Origin of the sequence: Pseudomonas sp. AF03-9, assembly GCF_020515815.1 — a bacterium.
Lineage (GTDB): Bacteria > Pseudomonadota > Gammaproteobacteria > Pseudomonadales > Pseudomonadaceae > Aquipseudomonas.
The window spans coordinates 60,124-80,868 of record NZ_JAHPJF010000014.1 but is presented as its reverse complement, the minus strand read 5'-3'; the positions used below and the strand labels follow the sequence as shown (position 1 = coordinate 80,868).

Annotated in this window: 20 protein-coding genes; 16 read left to right on the top strand and 4 right to left on the bottom strand. The window is 59.4% G+C overall.

Annotated elements, in window-relative coordinates; all coding sequences use genetic code 11:
- The first annotated feature begins 14 nt into the window (after positions 1-14).
- Positions 15-1,739 (top strand): ABC transporter ATP-binding protein/permease, encoded by a 1,725-nt coding sequence (locus tag LIY36_RS18115; protein ID WP_226456483.1) that lies wholly within the window; start codon positions 15-17, stop codon positions 1,737-1,739.
- A 106-nt stretch (positions 1,740-1,845) separates the two neighbouring features.
- On the opposite strand, the gene LIY36_RS18110 is transcribed toward LIY36_RS18115, so the two are convergent.
- A complete protein-coding gene (locus LIY36_RS18110; RefSeq protein WP_226456482.1) occupies positions 1,846-2,280 on the bottom strand; it encodes a YhcB family protein in 435 nt (144 codons plus the stop codon).
- Positions 2,281-2,427: 147 nt separating this feature from the next.
- Between LIY36_RS18110 and LIY36_RS18105 the strand changes: the two genes are divergently transcribed.
- The 3 genes from LIY36_RS18105 to zapE all read left to right on the top strand — a co-directional run bounded on the left by LIY36_RS18105 (position 2,428) and on the right by zapE (position 5,611).
- Positions 2,428-3,057 (top strand): alpha/beta hydrolase, encoded by a 630-nt coding sequence (locus LIY36_RS18105; protein WP_192297705.1) that lies wholly within the window; start codon positions 2,428-2,430, stop codon positions 3,055-3,057.
- Positions 3,058-3,081: 24 nt separating this feature from the next.
- Complete coding sequence (locus tag LIY36_RS18100; protein ID WP_226456481.1) at positions 3,082-4,437, top strand: tryptophan--tRNA ligase; 1,356 nt, start codon at positions 3,082-3,084, stop codon at positions 4,435-4,437.
- A gap of 79 nt (positions 4,438-4,516) precedes the next feature.
- Positions 4,517-5,611: a cell division protein ZapE gene (gene zapE / locus LIY36_RS18095; protein ID WP_192297703.1), complete on the top strand. Its 1,095-nt coding sequence runs from the start codon at positions 4,517-4,519 to the stop codon at positions 5,609-5,611.
- Positions 5,612-5,741: 130 nt separating this feature from the next.
- Here the strand turns inward: zapE and LIY36_RS18090 are convergent, their stop codons facing one another.
- Positions 5,742-6,662: a GlxA family transcriptional regulator gene (locus LIY36_RS18090; RefSeq protein ID WP_226456593.1), complete on the bottom strand. Its 921-nt coding sequence runs from the start codon at positions 6,660-6,662 to the stop codon at positions 5,742-5,744.
- A 220-nt stretch (positions 6,663-6,882) separates the two neighbouring features.
- On the opposite strand from LIY36_RS18090, the gene LIY36_RS18085 reads away from it, so the two are divergent.
- Positions 6,883-8,019: an acyl-CoA dehydrogenase family protein gene (locus LIY36_RS18085; RefSeq protein ID WP_226456480.1), complete on the top strand. Its 1,137-nt coding sequence runs from the start codon at positions 6,883-6,885 to the stop codon at positions 8,017-8,019.
- Positions 8,020-8,129: 110 nt separating this feature from the next.
- Here the strand turns inward: LIY36_RS18085 and LIY36_RS18080 are convergent, their stop codons facing one another.
- Positions 8,130-9,170, bottom strand: coding sequence for an NADP(H)-dependent aldo-keto reductase (locus LIY36_RS18080; RefSeq protein ID WP_192297701.1), 1,041 nt, complete (start codon positions 9,168-9,170; stop codon positions 8,130-8,132).
- 248 nt (positions 9,171-9,418) lie between these two features.
- Here LIY36_RS18080 and rplM point away from each other — a divergent pair, with 248 nt between their 5' ends.
- From rplM to LIY36_RS18040, 8 genes are all read left to right on the top strand, one after another.
- Complete coding sequence (gene rplM / locus LIY36_RS18075; protein ID WP_226456479.1) at positions 9,419-9,847, top strand: 50S ribosomal protein L13; 429 nt, start codon at positions 9,419-9,421, stop codon at positions 9,845-9,847.
- 14 nt (positions 9,848-9,861) lie between these two features.
- A complete protein-coding gene (gene rpsI / locus LIY36_RS18070) occupies positions 9,862-10,254 on the top strand; it encodes a 30S ribosomal protein S9 (protein ID WP_002555064.1) in 393 nt (130 codons plus the stop codon).
- 266 nt (positions 10,255-10,520) lie between these two features.
- On the top strand, positions 10,521-11,114 hold the full coding sequence (petA, locus tag LIY36_RS18065) for a ubiquinol-cytochrome c reductase iron-sulfur subunit (RefSeq protein ID WP_027604843.1): 594 nt from the start codon (positions 10,521-10,523) through the stop codon (positions 11,112-11,114).
- A complete protein-coding gene (locus LIY36_RS18060) occupies positions 11,114-12,325 on the top strand; it encodes a cytochrome b (protein ID WP_003171746.1) in 1,212 nt (403 codons plus the stop codon). The genes petA and LIY36_RS18060 overlap by 1 nt, the downstream gene beginning before the upstream one ends.
- Entirely contained in the window at positions 12,325-13,107 is a 783-nt protein-coding gene (locus LIY36_RS18055) for a cytochrome c1 (protein ID WP_192297699.1), read from the top strand. The genes LIY36_RS18060 and LIY36_RS18055 overlap by 1 nt, the downstream gene beginning before the upstream one ends.
- A 149-nt stretch (positions 13,108-13,256) precedes the next feature.
- Positions 13,257-13,874, top strand: coding sequence for a glutathione S-transferase N-terminal domain-containing protein (locus tag LIY36_RS18050; RefSeq protein ID WP_192297698.1), 618 nt, complete (start codon positions 13,257-13,259; stop codon positions 13,872-13,874).
- Positions 13,875-13,891: 17 nt separating this feature from the next.
- The gene (locus LIY36_RS18045; RefSeq protein WP_192297697.1) at positions 13,892-14,308 is read left to right on the top strand and encodes a ClpXP protease specificity-enhancing factor; all 417 of its coding nucleotides are present in this window, start codon (positions 13,892-13,894) and stop codon (positions 14,306-14,308) included.
- Between the two features lie 160 nt (positions 14,309-14,468).
- Positions 14,469-15,218, top strand: a complete 750-nt coding sequence (locus LIY36_RS18040; protein WP_226456478.1) for a FadR/GntR family transcriptional regulator — start codon at positions 14,469-14,471, stop codon at positions 15,216-15,218.
- Positions 15,219-15,382: 164 nt separating this feature from the next.
- On the opposite strand, the gene LIY36_RS18035 is transcribed toward LIY36_RS18040, so the two are convergent.
- Positions 15,383-16,540, bottom strand: a complete 1,158-nt coding sequence (locus tag LIY36_RS18035) for a phospholipase (RefSeq protein WP_226456477.1) — start codon at positions 16,538-16,540, stop codon at positions 15,383-15,385.
- Between the two features lie 235 nt (positions 16,541-16,775).
- On the opposite strand from LIY36_RS18035, the gene kdgD reads away from it, so the two are divergent.
- The 3 genes from kdgD (at position 16,776) to LIY36_RS18020 (ending at position 20,735) form a co-directional block, all read left to right on the top strand.
- Positions 16,776-17,687 (top strand): 5-dehydro-4-deoxyglucarate dehydratase, encoded by a 912-nt coding sequence (gene kdgD / locus LIY36_RS18030; RefSeq protein WP_192297694.1) that lies wholly within the window; start codon positions 16,776-16,778, stop codon positions 17,685-17,687.
- 54 nt (positions 17,688-17,741) lie between these two features.
- Positions 17,742-19,187, top strand: coding sequence for an aldehyde dehydrogenase family protein (locus LIY36_RS18025; RefSeq protein ID WP_192297693.1), 1,446 nt, complete (start codon positions 17,742-17,744; stop codon positions 19,185-19,187).
- A 183-nt stretch (positions 19,188-19,370) separates the two neighbouring features.
- The gene (locus LIY36_RS18020) at positions 19,371-20,735 is read left to right on the top strand and encodes an MFS transporter (protein ID WP_192297692.1); all 1,365 of its coding nucleotides are present in this window, start codon (positions 19,371-19,373) and stop codon (positions 20,733-20,735) included.
- Positions 20,736-20,745: the final 10 nt, after the last annotated feature.

The window sequence follows — 20,745 nt, the reverse complement described above, 5'->3', positions numbered from 1 at the left end:
ACAGAGCCTGAACGATGAATCAGAACGCTGAGTATTGCGCGGTCAATGACGCGGTGCGTGGGCAATTCCTGCGCCGAACCTGGGCGATGATCACGCCGTATTGGCGCAGTGAAGAGAAGGGCAAGGCGTGGCTGCTGCTGGCGGCGGTGATTGGCTTGTCGCTGTTCAGCGTGGCGATTTCGGTGTGGATCAACCACTGGTACAAGGATTTCTACAACGCCCTTGAACACAAGGACACCGCCGCGTTCTGGCAGTTGATCGGCTATTTCTGCGCGATTGCCGCCGTGGCGATTCTGGGGGCGGTGTACCGCCTGTACCTGACCCAGATGCTGACCATCCGCTGGCGGGCCTGGCTTACCGAAAAACACTTCGCCCGCTGGCTCGCCGACAAAAACTATTACCAGCTGGAGCAGGGCGGTTACACCGATAACCCGGACCAGCGGATTTCCGAAGACCTCAACAACTTCACCTCCAGTTCCTTGAGCCTGGGCCTGGGGTTGTTGCGCAATGTGGTCAGCCTGGTGTCGTTCTCGATCATCCTGTGGGGCGTGTCGGGCAGTATCGACGTGTTTGGCATCACCATCCCCGGCTACATGTTCTGGTGCGCGTTGCTGTACGCCGCCGTGGGCAGTTGGCTGACCCACCTGATCGGCCGTCGCTTGATCGGCTTGAACAACCAACAACAACGCTTTGAAGCGGACTTGCGTTTCTCCATGGTGCGGGTGCGTGAGAACGCTGAGAGCATCGCGCTGTATAACGGCGAACCGAATGAAAAACAGCGCTTGAGCGCACGTTTCAGCAAGGTCTGGCACAACTTCTGGGACATCATGAAAGTGTCCAAGCGCCTGACGTTTTTCACTGCCGGCTACAGCCAGATCGCGATCATCTTCCCGTTTATCGTCGCCGCGCCGCGTTACTTCGCCGGCAAGATCGAGTTGGGCGAGCTGATGCAAATCAACTCGGCGTTCGGCAACGTGCAAGAGAACTTCAGCTGGTTTATCAACGCGTACTCGGACCTGGCGTCGTGGCGTGCCACCAGTGATCGTCTGCTGAGCTTTCAACAGGCCATGAGTGACAACGAGCAGCGCCCGCCGGCGATCGATGTGCGTTCGGAAGGCGAGCGCCTGGTGGTGCAAGGGCTGCGGATGGACCTGGCCGATGGCCGCCACCTGCTGAGCGATGCCGACATGAGTGTCGAGCCCGGCCAGCGCGTGATGCTCAGCGGGCGTTCCGGCAGCGGCAAAAGTACCTTGCTGCGTGCGATGGGGCATTTGTGGCCAGCGGGGCACGGCAGCATTCGCCTGCCGGCGGCGCGTTATCTGTTCCTGCCGCAAAAGCCTTATCTGCCGATTGGCACCTTGAAAGCCGTACTGAGTTATCCACAGGACGACAGCGCCTACCCGGCGCAACGTTATGCACAGGTGCTGCAGACCTGCCGCTTGCCCCATCTGGTGGCGCGCCTGGACGAAGCCAACCACTGGCAGCGCATGCTTTCGCCGGGTGAGCAGCAGCGTTTGGCGTTTGCCCGCGCGCTGTTGTTTGCGCCGCAGTGGCTGTACATGGACGAAGCGACCTCGGCCATGGATGAAGAGGATGAGGCGACGCTGTACCAGGCGTTGATCGATGAATTGCCGGGGTTGAGCATCGTCAGCGTGGGCCATCGCAGCAGCCTCAAGCGCTTCCATGGGCGGCATGTGCGGATTGAGGGTGGGTTGTTGCAGGAACAACAACCGGCTTGAGGCTGCACCCGGTCCCACATTGGATCTCCACTGTTCTGTAAAATGAAGCCAACAAAAAGCCCGGCTGATCATCGATCAGCCGGGCTTTTTAGTGCTTGAAGAAAACTTACTTCTTCAAGCCGTAATGCTCATCCAGCATGCCTGGGGCGTTCGGCGTTTTTGGCGCGTAGTCCCGTGGTGGCTCCTGGTTTTCCCGTGGCGGGGTCAGGCGCTCCCGTGGGGTTTGGGCATCGGAATGCAGCGCGGCCAGCAGACGCTGGCGGGTGATGTCGTCGAGGGCGAGGCGGTTGGCGCCGTCCGCGAGGTGATCCTGTACTTCCTGATAGCTCTGGGTGAGTTTCTTGACCAGATTTGCGGTGCTGTTGAAGTGGGTAACCACCTCGTTCTGATAACTGTCAAAACGTTCCTGAATGTCATCCAGCTGACGCTGCGTGCGGTTAGGCGCGGCATTCGGCAGCAGGCGAGCGACCAGGAATCCAATGGCGACACCGGCAACCAGGGCAAGAGTCGGCAACAACCAAACTAAGAGCGAGTGTTCCACGAGTCCTTCCTCTATAAACGGCTTTGCTTTACGTTAACGGCTCAAACCTGCGCTGTATACCGCGATTAACCTCGCAATGATGCCATGCACAGACTTTTAGCTAGACGAGTCGACCCTTTGAGAGGTCACGGAGTTCATCTCTTGCTCATGCGTGAAACCCCTGTTTTGATCGATGGCCCGGTAGGCCAATTGGAAGCCTTGTACCTGGATCACCCCGAGCCACGTGGCCTGGCGCTGATCTGCCATCCTAACCCGGTGCAGGGCGGGACCATGCTCAATAAAGTCGTATCGACCCTGCAACGCACCGCCCGCGATGCCGGTTTGATCACTTTGCGTTTCAACTATCGTGGCGTCGGCGCGAGCGCCGGCAGTCACGACATGAGCACCGGCGAAGTGGACGATGCCGAAGCGGCCGCCACCTGGCTGCGGGAAAAGCACCCCGGTTTGCCGCTGACCCTGCTCGGTTTTTCCTTTGGCGGTTATGTCGCCGCCAGCCTTGGCGGGCGTCTGGAAGCCAAGGGCGAAAAACTCGCGCACCTGTTCATGGTCGCCGCGGCAGTGATGCGCCTGCGTGATACCGATGTGTTGCCACAGGGCTGCCCACTGACCCTGATCCAGCCGGAAACCGACGAAGTGGTCGATCCGCAGACTGTCTACGACTGGTCCGCCGCCTTGAATCGCCCCCATGAGCTGCTGAAAGTGGCAGAATGCGGGCACTTTTTTCATGGCAAGCTCACCGATCTCAAGGATCTGGTGCTGCCGCGCCTCTCGAATTGATAGCAGTCTGATAAGCGATTACCCATGACGACTCGTACCCGTATCCTCACCGGCATCACCACCACCGGCACGCCGCACCTGGGCAACTACGCCGGTGCGATCCGCCCGGCGATCCTCGCCAGCCAGGATGCCAATGCCGACTCCTTCTACTTCCTGGCCGACTACCACGCCCTGATCAAATGCGATGACCCGCAGCGCATCCAGCGCTCGCGCATGGAAATCGCCGCGACCTGGCTGGCCGGTGGCCTGGATGTGAACCGGGTGACCTTCTACCGCCAGTCCGACATCCCGGAAATCCCCGAGCTGACCTGGCTGCTCACCTGCGTTGCCGCCAAGGGCCTGCTCAACCGCGCCCACGCGTACAAGGCCTCGGTGGACAAGAACGTGGAAGCCGGCGAAGACCCGGATGCGGGCATCACCATGGGCCTGTACAGCTACCCGGTGCTGATGGCGGCGGACATCCTGATGTTCAACGCGCACAAGGTGCCGGTCGGCCGCGACCAGATCCAGCACGTGGAAATGGCCCGTGACATCGGCCAGCGCTTCAACCACCTGTTCGGCAAGGGCAAGGAGTTCTTCACCATGCCCGAGGCGCTGATCGAAGAAAGCGTCGCCACCTTGCCGGGCCTGGATGGCCGCAAGATGTCCAAGAGCTACGACAACACCATCCCGTTGTTCACCAGCGCCAAGGACATGAAGGACGCGATCTCGCGGATCGTCACGGACTCCCGTGCGCCGGGCGAAGCCAAGGACCCGGACAACTCCCACCTGTTCACCCTGTACCAGGCGTTTGCCAGCAAGCCCCAGGAAGAAGAATTCCGCGCTGAGCTGCTGCAAGGTCTGGGTTGGGGCGAGGCCAAGGCCCGTCTGTTCCAATTGCTGGACGGTCAACTGGGCGAAGCCCGCGAGCGTTATCACCAACTGATGTCGCGCCCGTCGGACATGGAAGACCTGTTGTTGGTCGGCGCCAAGAAAGCCCGCGCCGTGGCGGCACCGTTCCTCGCCGAGTTGCGTGAGGCGGTGGGCCTGCGTTCGTTCGTCGAGCAGGCCGCGGCACCGGTCGCGACCAAGAAGAAAGCGGCGAAAGCGGCGCGTTTCGTGAGCTTCCGCGAGGATGACGGCAGCTTCCGCTTCCGCCTGCTGGCCGCCGATGGCGAGCAATTGTTGCTGTCGCGCAACTTTGCCGACGGTAAAGCCGCTGGCGCCGTCACCAAGGCGCTGCAAAACGGCGACGCACTGGACGTACGCACCGAAGCCCTGGGCTTCAGCGTATGGCTGGACGGCGCGGCCGTGGCCGACAGCGCGCAGTTCGCTGACGACGCCTCCCGTGACGCCGCCATCGCCGCCTTGCGCGTTGCGTTGACCCCCATCGAGGATTGACCCGACCAAGGGTTGATTGCCATTAATCAGGGCCGTCGTTACAGTGACGGCCCGTTTTTGTTGCCTTGCTAACGAAATTATGACGCCCCTAGAACGATACCAAGCTGATCTGAAACGCCCTGAATTCTTCCATGACGCAGCCCAGGAAACGGCGGTGCGTCATTTGCAGCGCCTGTACGACGATCTCGTCGCGGCCTCGCAAAGCAAGCCAGGGATGCTCGGCAAGCTGTTCGGCAAGAAAGACCGCACGCCAGTCAAAGGCCTGTATTTCTGGGGCGGCGTCGGCCGCGGCAAGACCTATCTGGTGGACACCTTCTTCGAAGCGCTGCCGTTCAAGGAAAAGGTCCGGACGCACTTCCACCGCTTCATGAAGCGCGTGCACGAAGAAATGAAGACCCTGCCGGGCGAGAAAAACCCGCTGACCATCATTGCCAAGCGCTTCTCCGACGAAGCGCGGGTGATCTGCTTCGATGAGTTCTTCGTCTCCGACATCACCGATGCCATGATCCTTGGCACCCTGATGGAAGAGTTGTTCAAGAACGGCGTGACCCTGGTCGCCACCTCGAACATCGTGCCCGACGGCCTGTACAAGGACGGCCTGCAACGCGCGCGCTTCCTGCCGGCCATCGCGCTGATCAAGCAGAACACCGAAATCGTCAACGTCGACAGTGGCGTCGACTACCGCCTGCGTCACCTTGAGCAAGCGGAACTGTTCCACTTCCCGCTCAACGAAGCGGCGCACGAAAGCCTGAAAAAGAGCTTTCGCGCCCTGACGCCGGAATGCACCCAGGCGGTGGAAAACGACAAGTTGATCATCGAAAACCGCGAAATCATCGCGTTGCGTACTTGCGATGACGTGGCGTGGTTCGACTTCCGCGCCCTGTGCGACGGCCCGCGCAGCCAGAACGACTACATCGAGCTGGGCAAGATTTTCCATGCGGTGATCTTGAGCGGTGTGGAGCAGATGAGCGTGACCACCGACGACATCGCGCGGCGGTTTATCAACATGGTCGATGAGTTCTACGACCGTAACGTGAAGCTGATCATCTCGGCGGAAGTCGAGTTGAAGGATCTGTACACCGGCGGTCGATTGACCTTTGAATTCCAGCGGACCCTGAGTCGCTTGCTGGAAATGCAATCCCACGAGTTCCTCGCGCGCGGCCATAAGCCCTGAGAACGCTATAGATCAAATGTGGGAGCGGGCTTGCTCGCGAATGCGGACTGTCAGTCACTGATGATGTTGACTGACCCACCGCATTCGCGAGCAAGCCCGCTCCCACTTTTTTTACCGCGTTCAGCCTTGCCTATGCCGCCTGCTGGAACTGCTGGCGGTATTGGTTCGGCGACAGTTCCGTGTGCTGCCTGAACAACCGCGCAAAGAAGCTCGCATCGTCGTAACCCACCTCGTAACTGATGGTCTTGATGCTCTTGCGACTGCCTGACAGCAGTCCCTTGGCCGTCTCGATGCGCAGGCGTTGCAGATAGTGCAATGGCTTGTCGCCCGTCGCCGTCTGGAAGCGGCGCATGAAGTTGCGGATGCTCATGCCGTGTTCCCGGGCGACGTCTTCGAAGCGGAACTTGTCGGCGAAGTGCTCTTCGAGCCAGTGCTGGATCTGCAGGATGATCACGTCCTGGTGCAGCTTCTGCCCACCGAAACCGATACGTCCCGGCGAATAGTTGCGTTGCACTTCGTAGAGAATGTCGCGGGCTACGGCCTGGGCGATGTTGGCGCCGCAGAAGCGTTCGATCAGGTAGATGTAGAGGTCGCACGCCGAGGTGGTGCCGCCGGCGCAGTACAGGTTGTCGGCGTCGGTGAGGTGCTTGTCCTGGTTGAGTTGTACCCGTGGGAAGCGTTCGCTGAAGGCGTTGAAAAAGCGCCAATAGGTGGTTGCCTCCTTGCCATCGAGCAAGCCGGCTTCGGCCAGCCAGAACACCCCGGTGGCTTCGCCGCAGAGCACGGCGCCGCATGCGTGTTGCGCGCGCAGCCACGGCAGCACTTGCGGGTAGCGGCTGCAGAGGGCGTCGAAGTCGTCCCAGAAGGCCGGGAGCACGATGATGTCGGCGTCTTCCAGGCCGCCATCCACCGGCATGATCACATCACTGAAGCTGCGTACCGACTGCCCGTCGGGGCTGACCAGGCGCGTTTCGAACGCCGGGATCAGGCCCAGACCTTGTTGCTTGCCGTAACGCAGGCTGGCGAGGTGGAAGAAATCCTTGGCTTGCATGAGGGTTGAAGCGAATACCCGATCAATGGCCAAAATGCTGACGCGTCGCAAGGGCGTGGAGATTTGGTTAGACATAATTTCATTTATTCTTATAGGGGAAAGTGGTCACCAGACGGCTGGATCGTCTTATTTTTTGTCGCATGTGTCCAGTGTCCCGTGCTGCCTTCGCGGCATAGTCTCTGTGGGCTCGTCTTTGTCCGACAATCCTCGCAGGTGACCCATGATTCCCAGAACCTTGTACAGCCCGGAGCACGAACTCTTTCGCGAGAGCGTGCGCACCTTCCTCGAAAAAGACGCGGTGCCGTTCCATGGGCAATGGGAGAAGCAGGGCTATATCGACCGAGCCTTGTGGAGCAAGGCGGGGGAGGCGGGGATGTTGTGTTCCCACCTGCCGGAGGCATACGGCGGGTTGGGTGCGGACTTTCTGTACAGCGCGGTGGTGATCGAGGAGGTTGCCCGGCTGGGGCTGACCGGGATCGGTTTTTCCCTGCATTCGGACATTGTCGCGCCGTACATCCTGCATTACGGCAGCGAGGCGTTGAAGCACAAATACCTGCCCAAACTGATCTCCGGTGAGATGGTCACGGCGATTGCGATGACCGAGCCAGGTGCCGGTTCCGACCTGCAAGGGGTCAAGACCACCGCCGTGCTGGATGGCGATGAATATGTGATCAACGGTTCGAAGACCTTTATCACCAACGGCTATCTGGCTGAGTTGGTGATCGTGGTGGCCAAGACCGATCCCAAGGCGGGCGCCAAGGGCACCAGCCTGTTTCTGGTGGAGGCCGACACACCGGGCTTCGCCAAGGGCAAGCGCCTGGAGAAGGTCGGCATGAAGGCCCAGGACACCTCGGAGCTGTTCTTCCAGGACGTGCGCGTGCCCAAGGAGAACCTGCTGGGCCAGGCCGGTGCGGGGTTCGCGTATCTGATGCAGGAGTTGCCTCAGGAGCGTTTGACGGTGGCAATCGGCGCCGTGTCATCGGCCGAGGCGGCACTGCAATGGACCCTGGAATACACCCGCGAGCGCAAGGCGTTTGGCAAGGCGATTGCGGATTTTCAGAACACTCGCTTCAAGCTGGCGGAAATGGCCACCGAGATTCAGATCGGCCGCGTGTTTGTCGACAAGTGCATAGCGTTGCATCTGGAGGGCAAGCTGGACGTGCCGACTGCCGCAATGGCCAAGTATTGGGCCACGGACCTGCAATGCAAGGTGCTCGATGAGTGCGTGCAGTTGCACGGTGGCTACGGCTTTATGTGGGAATACCCGATTGCGCGGGCCTGGGCGGATGCGCGGGTGCAGCGGATTTATGCGGGGACCAATGAGATCATGAAGGAGATCATTGCGCGGGCGCTTTGAGTGATGCGGTGTGTTTGAGGGCCTCATCGCAGGCAAGCCAGCTCCCACATTTGACGGTGTTCACCCGTCAAAATGTAGGAGCTTGCCTGTGATGGCGGTCTACAGATCAATCAAGGCGCAGGGTTCGGATGATCCTTCTGAATCGCCTCAATCCCCTCCAACACCTCTTTGGACAGTTTCAGATCGGCACTGGCAATGTTGCTATCCAATTGCTGAAGCGACGTGGCGCCAATGATGTTGCTGGTCACAAACGGCTGCTGGGTCACAAATGCCAACGCCATCTGCGCCGGGTCCAGACCATGTTCTCGGGCCAGCGCTACATAACGGCTGCACGCCGCTTCCGACTGCGGGTTGAAGTAGCGGCTGAAGCGGCTGTATTCGGTCAGCCGCGCCTTGGCCGGGCGTGCGCCATTTTCGTATTTGCCACTGAGCATGCCGAACGCCAGGGGCGAGTAGGCCAGCAGGCCGCATTGCTCGCGAATCGCGACTTCCGCCAGGCCCACTTCAAAGCTGCGGTTGAGCAGGTTGTAGGGGTTCTGGATCGATACCGCACGGCTCCAGCCACGGGCTTCGGCCAAGGCGAGGAATTTCATGGTGCCCCAAGGGGTTTCGTTGGACAGGCCGATGTGGCGGATCTTGCCGGCCTTGACCTGTTCGTCCAGCGCTTCGAGGGTTTCCTCCAGCGGGGTGAGGTCGTCTTCGTCCTTGTGCTTGTAGCTCAGTTGGCCGAAGAAGTTGGTGCTGCGTTCCGGCCAGTGCAGTTGGTAGAGGTCGATCCAGTCGGTCTGCAAGCGCTTGAGGCTGGCGTCCAGGGCGGCGGCGATGTGCTTGCGGTTGTGGCGCAGGTGGCCGTCGCGGATGTAGTCGATGGTGTTGCCGGGGCCGGCGATCTTGCTGGCGAGGATCCAGTCGGCACGATCGCCACGGCTTTTGAAGTAATTACCGATGTAGCGCTCGGTGGTGGCATAGGTGTCGGCCTTGGGCGGCACCGGGTACATTTCCGCTGTGTCGAGGAAGTTGATCCCCGCGGCCTTGGCCCGTTCGATCTGGGCGAAGGCCTCTGCTTCGCTGTTCTGCTCGCCCCAGGTCATGGTGCCCAAGGCTATCGCGCTCACGTTCAGATCCGTACGGCCCAGCTGTCGATAATCCATCGGGTACTCCTTCAGGGAAAACAATCATAAAAGCAGGTTGAATTTTTTTTCGCAATCTGCATAATTGCCCACCTCTTTCTGCAGTGGAAGTGATGCGCCGCCTGCCGAAGAATCTTGCCGTTGAACGGACGCGCCGACCCGAGCCCCCGATAGCGTCTGTATCCGGCTGCCTTTGACTTGTCAAAGTACGCACTATTCAGTAAGATCCGCCGTCTAATTTACAGGGCGGCCCCTGAGGCTATTAAAGAATGTCTACTTATACTGCAAAACCGGAAACAGTTCAGCGCGACTGGTTTGTCGTCGACGCCGCTGGTCAGACTCTGGGTCGTCTGGCCACTGAAGTCGCTAGCCGTCTGCGTGGCAAGCACAAGCCTGAATACACCCCTCACGTTGATACCGGTGACTACATCGTGATCATCAACGCTGAGCAGGTACGTGTTACCGGCAACAAAGCTCAAGACAAAATGTACTACCGTCACTCCGGTTTCCCAGGTGGCATCAAGTCTTCGAACTTCGAAGGCCTGATCTCCAAGAAGCCTGAAGCCCCGATCGAAATCGCGGTCAAAGGTATGCTGCCTAAGGGCCCACTGGGTCGCGATATGTTTCGCAAGCTGAAAGTCTATGCGGGCGCTGTACACCCTCATGCTGCTCAGCAGCCCCAAGAACTGAAGTTTTAACGGAATAGTTCATTATGTCGGCGACTCAAAATTACGGCACTGGCCGTCGCAAAACCGCAACCGCACGCGTTTTCCTGCGTCCGGGCACTGGTAACATCTCGATCAACAACCGCTCCCTGGACAACTTCTTCGGCCGCGAAACTGCCCGCATGGTAGTTCGTCAGCCGCTGGAACTGACCGAGACCGTTGAAAAGTTCGACATCTACGTCACCGTTATCGGTGGCGGTGTAAGTGGTCAAGCTGGCGCAATCCGCCACGGTATCACTCGCGCTCTGATGCAGTACGACGAAACCCTGCGTGGCGCTCTGCGCAAAGCTGGCTTCGTGACTCGCGATGCTCGTGAAGTTGAACGTAAGAAAGTCGGTCTGCGTAAAGCGCGTAAGCGTCCGCAGTACTCGAAGCGTTAATTCGCTTTACGTTCCACAAAAGCGCCCAGCCTCCTTACGGAGCTGGGCGTTTTTTATTGCCTGCGATTTATGCACAAATTTGTGCGTGACAACTTGCCACATCCGTAGACCCCCTATACTACAGGGCCTGGAGGCTGAGCCCCGGGCAATTCCCTTGTCATACGTGGGGCTTTTCATTACCATTCGGCAAAATTTTTATAAGCAAAGATTCAACACTTAGTAGACGCCTGATTTAACAGGCCAAAAAGCTGATGGGAGAGGACTGAATGAGCAATGACGGCGTGAATGCAGGCCGGCGTCGCTTCTTGGTAGCAGCCACATCCGTGGTGGGTGCTGCAGGAGCGGTGGGGGCTGCGGTCCCGTTCGTGGGGTCATGGTTTCCCAGTGCCAAGGCGAAAGCCGCAGGTGCACCGGTGAAGGTGAATATCAGCAAGATCGAACCAGGTCAGCAGATGATTGCTGAGTGGCGCGGCCAGCCGGTCTTCATTGTTCGTCGTACTGAGGAAATCCTGGGCAATCTCAAGAAGATCGAAGGCCAGTTGTCTGACCCGAAATCCGAGAAGTCCGACCAACCCGCCTACGCCAAAAACGAAGCGCGTTCGATCAAGCCAGAGATTCTGCTGTTGGTCGGTCTTTGTACTCACCTTGGATGCTCGCCGACGTTCCGTCCGGAAGTCGCCCCGGTCGATCTGGGCAAAGACTGGGTTGGCGGTTATTTCTGCCCCTGCCACGGCTCGCACTACGACCTCGCCGGTCGCGTCTACAAGTCTCAGCCCGCGCCTTTGAACCTGCCCGTGCCTCCGCATACTTACGAAACTGACGACCTCATTGTCATTGGCCTCGATAAGGAGAACGCGTGATGAGCAAGTTCATGGATTGGGTGGATGCGCGCTTCCCCGCCACTAAAATGTGGGAAGACCATCTCAGCAAATATTACGCACCAAAGAACTTCAACTTCTTCTACTTCTTCGGTTCCCTGGCGCTGCTGGTGTTGGTCAACCAGATCGTCACCGGGGTCTGGCTGACGATGAGCTACACGCCGTCGGCTGAAGAAGCGTTCGCCTCCGTCGAATACATCATGCGTGACGTCGAGTACGGCTCGATCCTGCGCCTGCTGCACTCCACTGGCGCGTCGGCGTTCTTTATCGTCGTCTACCTGCACATGTTCCGCGGCTTGCTCTACGGCTCGTACCAGAAGCCTCGCGAACTGGTATGGGTGTTCGGCATGCTGATCTACCTGGCGCTGATGGCGGAAGCCTTCATGGGCTACCTGCTGCCTTGGGGCCAGATGTCGTACTGGGGCGCCCAGGTGATCATCTCGTTGTTTGGTGCGATCCCGGTGATCGGCAACGACCTGACCCAGTGGATCCGTGGTGACTACCTGATCTCGGGGATCACCCTGAACCGCTTCTTCGCCTTGCACGTGGTGGCCTTGCCGATCGTGATCCTGGGCCTGGTGGTGTTGCACATCCTGGCACTGCACGAAGTGGGTTCGAACAACCCGGACGGTGTGGACATCAAGAAGCACAAGGACGAGAACGGCATCCCGCTGGATGGCATTCCGTTCCACCCTTACTACACCGTGAAAGACATTGTCGGCGTAGTGGTGTTCCTGTTCGTGTTCTGCTCGATCGTGTTCTTCTTCCCGGAGATGGGCGGCTATTTCCTCGAGAAGCCTAACTTCGAACAGGCCAACGCCTTCAAGACCCCTGAGCACATTGCCCCGGTCTGGTACTTCACGCCGTTCTACGCAATTTTGCGTGCGATCCCCGACAAACTCATGGGCGTGATCGCCATGGGCGCGGCCATCGCGGTGCTGTTCGTGTTGCCTTGGCTCGACCGCAGCCCGGTCAAGTCCATGCGCTACAAGGGTTGGCTGAGCAAAATCTGGCTGTGGGTGTTCTGCATTGCCTTCGTGATCCTGGGTGTCCTCGGCGTGTTGGCGCCAACCCCTGAGCGTACGTTGCTGTCGCAGGTCTGCACCTTCCTGTATTTCGCCTACTTCATTCTGATGCCGTTCTATACCCGGCTAGAGAAGACCAAACCGGTTCCGGAAAGGGTGACTGGCTGATGAAAAAATTATTCGTTGCATTGATGCTTGCGGCCCTGCCGTTGCTGTCCTTCGCTGCCGAGCACGGTGGCCCTGAGCTGGAAAAGGTCGACATCGACGTGTCCGACAAGGCCGCCATGCAGGATGGTCTGCGCACCTTTACCAACTACTGCATGGGCTGCCACAGCGCCAAGTTCCAGCGTTACGAGCGTGTCGCCGATGACTTGGGTATCCCCCATGACGTGATGCTCAGTCACGCGGTGTTCAGCGGCGCCAAGATCGGCGACCACATGAGCATCGGCATGCAGCCGGCTGACGCCAAGACCTGGTTCGGTGCGGCACCGCCCGACCTGACCCTGGTCGCCCGTGTACGTGGCACCGATTGGCTCTACGGCTACCTCAAGTCGTTCTATGAAGACCCGTCGCGCCCATACGGCGTGAACAACAAAGTCTTCCCGAACGTCGGCATGCCGAACGTTCTGGTCGGCCTGCAGGGTCGCCAAGTGGTAGGATGCAAGCAGGTTCAGGTCGTTGAAAACGGTAAGAAGCAATATGACCCGTTGACTGGCACGCCTTTGACTCACGAAGCGTGCGATCAACTGACCATCGTGCCCAAGACCGGAGCGCTGAATGAAGAGCAGTTCGACGAGAAAGTAAAAAACCTCGTGACCTTCCTGGCCTACTCGGCCAACCCGGTCAAACTGCAGCACCAGCGCATCGGTACGTATGTGTTGCTGTACCTGGCCTTCTTCTTCGTATTCGCCTATCTGCTCAAACGCGAATACTGGAAGGATGTGCATTGATCCAACCGTAAGCAATTGCTGTTAATCTTGCGCGCCCAGCGGCATCTCTGAATACGTAGCGACCCGGTTCAACAGGTTGTTACAGAGATGCTCTCTGGGCGCGCTCGTTTTTGAGCTTTCGATAATTTCAACAAGCGAGGAGGACCGCCATGGGCGTGACCAATCGGTTGGCCTGTTACTCCGACCCCGCCGACCACTATTCCCACCGAGTGCGTATCGTGCTCGCCGAGAAGGGTGTCAGCGCCGAGATCATCAGTGTGGAGGCGGGCCGTCATCCGCCGAAACTGATCGAAGTGAACCCGTACGGCAGCTTGCCCACCCTGGTCGATCGTGACCTGGCGTTGTGGGAGTCGACCGTAGTGATGGAATACCTGGATGAGCGTTACCCGCATCCGCCTTTACTGCCGGTGTACCCGGTGGCACGTGCCAACAGCCGCCTGCTGATCCATCGGATCCAGCGTGACTGGTGCGGGCTGGTGGACGTGATTCTGGATTCGCGCACAAAAGAAGCTGTTCGCACGCAAGCGCGTAAGGAATTGCGCGAAAGCCTGACCGGCGTTTCGCCGTTGTTCGCCGATAAACCTTTTTTCCTCAGTGAGGAACAAAGTTTGGTCGATTGCTGCCTATTACCGATACTCTGGCGTTTGCCGATTCTTGGTATTGAACTGCCGCGGCCGGCCAAGCCGCTGCTTGATTATATGGAGCGCCAGTTTGCGCGTGAGGCTTTCCAGGCGAGTCTGTCTGGTGTCGAACGCGATATGCGCTAAGGCTTAAGGAGCCGCTGATGAACTCCAGTCGACCCTACTTGGTCCGCGCGCTCTATGAGTGGATTGTGGACAACGATTGCACCCCGCACATGCTGGTCAATTCCGAATTTCCTGCGGTTCAGGTTCCGCAGGGTTTTGCCAGTGACGGACAGATTGTGTTGAACGTATCGCCCAGTGCCGTGCGCCACCTGCACATGGACAACGAGGCGGTGAGCTTCGAAGGGCGTTTCGGCGGTGTGCCGCATACGCTGTTCGTGCCGATTGGCGCCATCCTCGGCATCTATGCCCGGGAAAATGGCCAAGGCATGGTGTTTGATCTGGAGTCGCCTTTCGAGGATGACGAATCGATCGACAGCGAAGACGGCGATGATCTGCCACCGGATACCGAGCCACCGCGCCCAAGCGGCCGGCCGAGTTTGAAAGTGGTGAAGTAACCGGCTGCCGCCTTCGGGCCAGCCATGAAAGATGCCTCGGCTTGTGCCGGGGCATTTTTTTTGCGCTCGGGATATAGATGAAAGTCGTGCCTGGACGGTGATCGTACAACCGCCATGGGCTATGATGCTCCCTCAAGCTCACCGAGAAAGATGATTCATCATGGAAAACGCCAACACCGCCCCGCGTCTCCCCCGCAAGCGCCGCAGCCTTGCCCAGGAATTGGTCACGGTGTTGTCCGAGCAGATCCGCGACGGCGAACTCAAGCGTGGCGACAAGCTGCCCACCGAGTCGGCGATCATGGAAGCCCATGGCGTCAGTCGCACCGTGGTACGTGAAGCGATCTCGCGCTTGCAGGCCGCCGGACAAGTCGAAACCCGCCACGGGATCGGCACCTTTGTGCTGGATACCCCAAGCCCTAGCGGTTTCCGTATCGACCCGGCCACCGTCGTGACCCTGCGTGATGTGCTGGCGATCCTCGAGCTGCGGATCAGCCTGGAAGTCGAGTCTGCCGGCCTGGCCGCCCTGCGCCGCACCGACGCGCAACTGGCGACCATGCGCGCAGCCCTCGATGCCCTGAATGAAAGCGCGGCCCACGCCGGCGACGCGGTGGCCTCCGACTTCGCTTTCCACCTGGAAATTGCCCTGTCCACCGGCAACCGCTACTTCACCGACATCATGACCCATCTGGGCACCAGCATTATTCCGCGCACGCGGCTGAATTCGGCACGCCTGGCCCATGATGACCAGCAGCACTACATGGGGCGCCTGAGTCGTGAGCACGAAGAGATCTACGAGGCGATTGCCCGTAAGGATTCGGATGCGGCACGTGCGGCGATGCGCTTGCACCTGACCAACAGCCGTGAGCGACTGCGCCATGCCCACGAAGAGGCAGAAGCGCAGCGCGGTTAAAGCAGGCAACCGAGTTGTGCCGGGTGTAAAGCAATCCAAGTGTGGGGGCGGGCTTGCTCGCGAATGCGTCCTTTAAGTTAATGCATGTGCAGACTGACACACCGCCTTCGCGAGCAAGCCCGCTCCCACATTTTGATCTCCAGTGTCTCGGATGGCGTGTTTACTTAACTGGCCGGTTGGTTGGGCTTGTAGTCCTTGAGCAACAGATACGTACTCCACCCCCACCAATCATCCGTCCAGTGCTTGTCGTTCAGGTCATTCACGTCCTTGCGGCGCAGCACCTTGTCACCCTCCATCTTGAACAGTGGCGAAAAGTTGTTCGCCGGGTTTTGTACGGCGTTCAAGTCGGGCACATACAACGGCGCCTTGAAATTGGCCGGGGAGGGCGCCACGCCGCTGATAAACGTTTCGAAGACTTCATCGGCTGAGGCCTGCACCGCACGTTTGACTTGCGTCCGATTGTCCGCATCGATGGCGTCGAAGTAGCGTTTGTCCCCATACGCGTGCCATTGATCCCCCAGCGCATTGCGCACCTTGAGCCCGAACTTGCTGTCTTCGTCGTGCATAAAGCGGCTGATCAGCGAACCCAGCTCACCCGGCGTGACCACGGCGGCTAGCTGTTTGCGTGGAACGCGCAAGTGCCCGGCGGAAAACAGGTCGGTCAAAAAGTGATCGGCAAAACTGTTCATGGCGTAGGCCAGTTCCAGTGCCTGGTCGGTGCCGGTCTGATGCGCCACCACCGCCTGCTGCAAGGCCGCCGTGTGCCCTGCTAGATACGCCGACAACGCCCACTCGCCGAAGTGGTCGGCATTGTCGGCCGCCAACTTCAAATAACGCCCCAATGGCACCAGGGCCGAAACCGCGCTGCCGCCGCCGGTGATGCGGTTCCACTCTTCGGACAACGTATCACCGAGTGCGTCGTAGGCTTCATGGGCTTGCTTGCCGTCCCTGATCGCCTGGTTGACCGCATTGATCTCCTTTTGCATCACCGCGAGGATCTTGCCTGCTTCCTCTCGCGAGGCCGGCAACACCGCCAGCGAGTTGAACGCGGCCGTGAAGCGTTGCACGCGTTCGGCAGGGGAGGCGCCATCGCTGATGGGCTGGCCCGGGATGCCATAGAAATCACCGCCCAACGCAATCATCTGGCCGTAGGTCAGTGCCAGCCCGTTGGGCAGGTGCAACTGCACTTGTCGGGCTGGGATGGCCGCAGCGTCCTTGGCGAAACGCAACAGGGTATCGTCGCCGATGGCAGTGTGTTCGCCGCCTTCGAAGCGCAGGACAGGAGGGTTTTTTACGGGTGCTGCGAGTTCAAGACCTGACATGTTAGCTCCTTGCTATGTCGTAGGAATTTTCCTTAATAACTGTATGTATATACAGTTATCGCAAGCATAGAGGAATACTTTCCTACGTCAAGCGAAGATGCAGAACACCCACTCGTGGATCAACGTCGACGAATTGCAGTTGACGAATCTTTTTATAGTTGTACGATGACGTACGACATCATCAAAACCAACAACAACCTTTCGCCAGAAAGTCTTTGCCCAGGGTGTTCGAATAATGAATCCACAAGAACTGAAGTCCATCCTCTCCCACGGCCTGCTGTCTTTTCCCGTGACCGATTTCAACGCCCAGGGTGATTTCCACCAGGCGGGTTACATCAAACGTCTGGAGTGGCTGGCCCCTTACGGCGCCACGGCGCTTTTCGCTGCCGGCGGCACCGGTGAGTTTTTTTCCCTCGCCGCCAGCGAATATTCCCAAGTGGTGAAGACCGCGGTTGATACCTGCGCCACCAGCGTGCCGATTCTTGCCGGTGTCGGTGGTTCGACCCGCCAGGCCATCGAGTACGCCCAGGAAGCCGAACGTCTCGGCGCCAAAGGCCTGTTGCTGCTGCCGCACTACCTCACCGAAGCCAGCCAGGACGGGGTTGCCGCCCACGTTGAAGCCGTGTGCAAATCGGTAAAAATCGGTGTGGTGGTGTACAACCGCAACGTCTGCCGCCTGACCGCACCACTGCTGGAACGCCTGGCCGAACGCTGCCCGAACCTGATCGGCTACAAAGACGGCCTGGGCGACATTGAGTTGATGGTCTCGATCCGCCGTCGCCTCGGTGATCGTTTCAGCTACCTCGGCGGCTTGCCGACTGCAGAGGTTTACGCCGCTGCCTACAAGGCCCTGGGCGTGCCGGTGTACTCCTCGGCGGTGTTCAACTTCATCCCGAAAACCGCGATGGACTTCTACCACGCGATTGCCAAGGACGATCACGCCACGGTCTCCAAGATCATCGACGACTTCTTCCTGCCTTACCTGGACATCCGTAACCGCAAGGCCGGGTATGCCGTGAGCATCGTCAAGGCTGGCGCCAGGATCGCCGGCTACGACGCAGGCCCGGTGCGCACCCCGCTGACCGACCTGTTGCCGGAAGAATATGAAGCCCTGGCCGCGCTGATCGACAAGCAAGGCGCGCAATAACTTATCTACAAGGCCGCTGAGAGATCAGCGGCCTTTTGCGTCAGGAGAAGATTCGTGTCCCAAGCCCAGCGTTTTGAAAACTACATCAACGGCCAATGGGTGGCCGGTGCCGACTATTGCGTCAACCTCAACCCGTCGGACTTGTCCGATGTGATTGGCGAATACGCCAAGGCCGATGTCAGCCAAGTCAACGCCGCCATCGATGCGGCACGTGCCGCCTTTCCGGCGTGGTCCACCTCGGGAATTCAGGCGCGCCACGATGCCCTGGATAAAGTCGGCAGTGAAATCCTCGCCCGCCGCGAAGAACTCGGCACGCTGCTGGCCCGAGAAGAGGGCAAGACCCTGCCCGAAGCCATTGGCGAGGTGACCCGTGCCGGCAACATCTTCAAATTCTTCGCCGGTGAATGCCTGCGTTTGTCCGGTGACTACGTGCCGTCGGTGCGCCCGGGCGTCAATGTTGAAGTGACCCGCGAAGCCCTCGGCGTAGTCGGCCTGATCACCCCGTGGAACTTCCCGATCGCCATCCCTGCGTGGAAGATCGCCCCGGCCCTGGCCTACGGCAACTGCGTAGTGATCAAGCCCGCTGAATTGGTGCCGGGCTGTGCCTGGGCCCTGGCGGACATCATCTCCCGCGCCGGTTTCCCCGCCGGCGTGTTCAACCTGGTGATGGGCAGCGGCCGTGTGGTCGGCGACGTATTGGTCAACAGCCCGAAAGTCGATGGCATCAGCTTTACCGGCTCCGTGGGTGTCGGGCGCCAGATCGCGGTCAGTTGTGTGTCGCGCCAGGCCAAGGTGCAGTTGGAAATGGGCGGCAAGAATCCGCAGATCATTCTCGACGACGCCGACCTCAAGCAGGCCGTCGAGTTGGCGGTGCAAAGCGCGTTCTACTCCACCGGCCAACGCTGCACGGCCTCCAGTCGCCTGATCGTCACCGCCGGTATCCACGACCAATTCGTCGCGGCCATGGCTGAACGCATGAAGTCGATCAAAGTCGGCCACGCCCTCAAAAGCGGGACCGACATCGGCCCGGTGGTTTCCCAGGCCCAGTTGGACCAGGACTTGAAGTACATCGACATCGGCCAAAGCGAAGGCGCGCGGCTGGTCAGCGGTGGCGGCCTGGTGACGTGCGACACCGAGGGTTACTTCCTCGCGCCGACGCTGTTTGCCGACAGCGAAGCCGCGATGCGCATCAGCCGTGAAGAGATTTTCGGCCCGGTGGCCAACGTGGTGCGCGTAGCCGATTACGAGGCGGCGCTGGCCATGGCCAACGACACCGAGTTCGGCCTGTCGGCGGGTATCGCCACCACCTCGCTCAAGTACGCCAACCACTTCAAGCGTCATTCCCAGGCCGGGATGGTGATGGTCAACCTGCCGACTGCCGGTGTGGACTATCACGTTCCATTCGGTGGCCGTAAGGGCTCATCCTATGGTTCGCGTGAGCAAGGTCGCTATGCGCAAGAGTTCTACACCGTCGTAAAAACCAGCTACATCGGTTCGTAACACGCACTACCTGTTGGCACCGGTTCCTGTGGGAGCTGGCTTGCCTGCGATAGCATCACCGGTGTGTGCCTGACACACCGAGGTGCCTGTATCGCGGGCAAGCCCGGCTCCCACATAAAAGCGGTCCTCAGAGACAACCAGACCATTACCCGCAAAAAAAATAATTAGTGGGAGTACTTCTACATGCAAGCGACCAAGCCGACCCACGTCCGCTATTTGATATTGCTCATGCTTTTTCTGGTGACCACGATCAACTACGCCGACCGGGCCACCATCGCTATCGCGGGCTCCAGCCTGCAAAAAGACCTCGGCATCGACGCGGTCACCCTCGGTTACATCTTCTCTGCATTCGGTTGGGCCTACGTGGCAGGGCAAATTCCTGGCGGCTGGCTGCTGGACCGGTTTGGCTCGAAAAAAGTCTATGCCCTGAGCATCTTCACCTGGTCACTGTTCACTGTGCTGCAAGGCTATGTGGGTGAGTTCGGTGTCTCCACCGCCGTGGTCGCGCTGTTTATGCTGCGCTTTATGGTGGGCCTGGCCGAAGCGCCGTCGTTCCCCGGAAATGCCCGTATTGTGGCGGCGTGGTTTCCTACGGCGGAGCGCGGCACGGCCTCGGCGATTTTCAACTCGGCGCAGTACTTCGCCACGGTGTTGTTCGCGCCGTTGATGGGCTGGATCGTCTACAGCTTCGGTTGGCAGCACGTGTTTATCGTGATGGGGGTGATTGGCATCCTGTTCTCGCTGATCTGGCTGAAAGTTATCCACAGCCCGCGCCAGCATCCGCTGATCAACGAAGCCGAGTTCAATCACATCGCCGCCAATGGCGCGATGGTCGATATGGACCAGGACAAGGGCAAAGGTAAGAAAACCGACGGGCCGAAGTGGGATTACATTCGTCAGTTGCTGACCAATCGCATGATGCTCGGTGTGTACCTGGGCCAGTACTGCATCAACGGCATCACGTATTTCTTCCTGACCTGGTTCCCGGTGTACCTGGTGCAGGACCGTGGCATGACTATCCTCAAGGCCGGTTTCATCGCCTCGTTGCCGGCGATCTGCGGGTTTATCGGTGGTGTGCTGGGTGGGGTGATTTCCGACTACCTGCTGCGCAAGGGCCATTCCCTGACCTTCGCCCGCAAGGCGCCGATCATTGGTGGCCTGCTGATCTCCAGCAGCATCGTGGCGTGCAACTACGTGGATATTGAATGGATGGTGGTGGGCTTCATGGCGTTAGCCTTCTTTGGCAAAGGCGTTGGCGCACTGGGTTGGGCGGTGGTGTCCGACACCTCGCCGAAACAGATCGCCGGCCTTAGTGGCGGCTTGTTCAACACCTTCGGTAACCTCGCGTCGATCACCACGCCGATTGTCATCGGCTACATCATCAGCACCACTGGGTCGTTCAAATGGGCCCTGGTGTTTGTCGGCGCCAACGCGCTGGTGGCGGTGTTCAGTTACCTGGTCATCGTCGGCCCGATCAAGCGCGTAGTGCTCAAGGAGCCGCCGAGCAAGGGCCCTGAGCTGACCAATCTTTCCCAAGCGCATTCCTGAGGGGCGATGT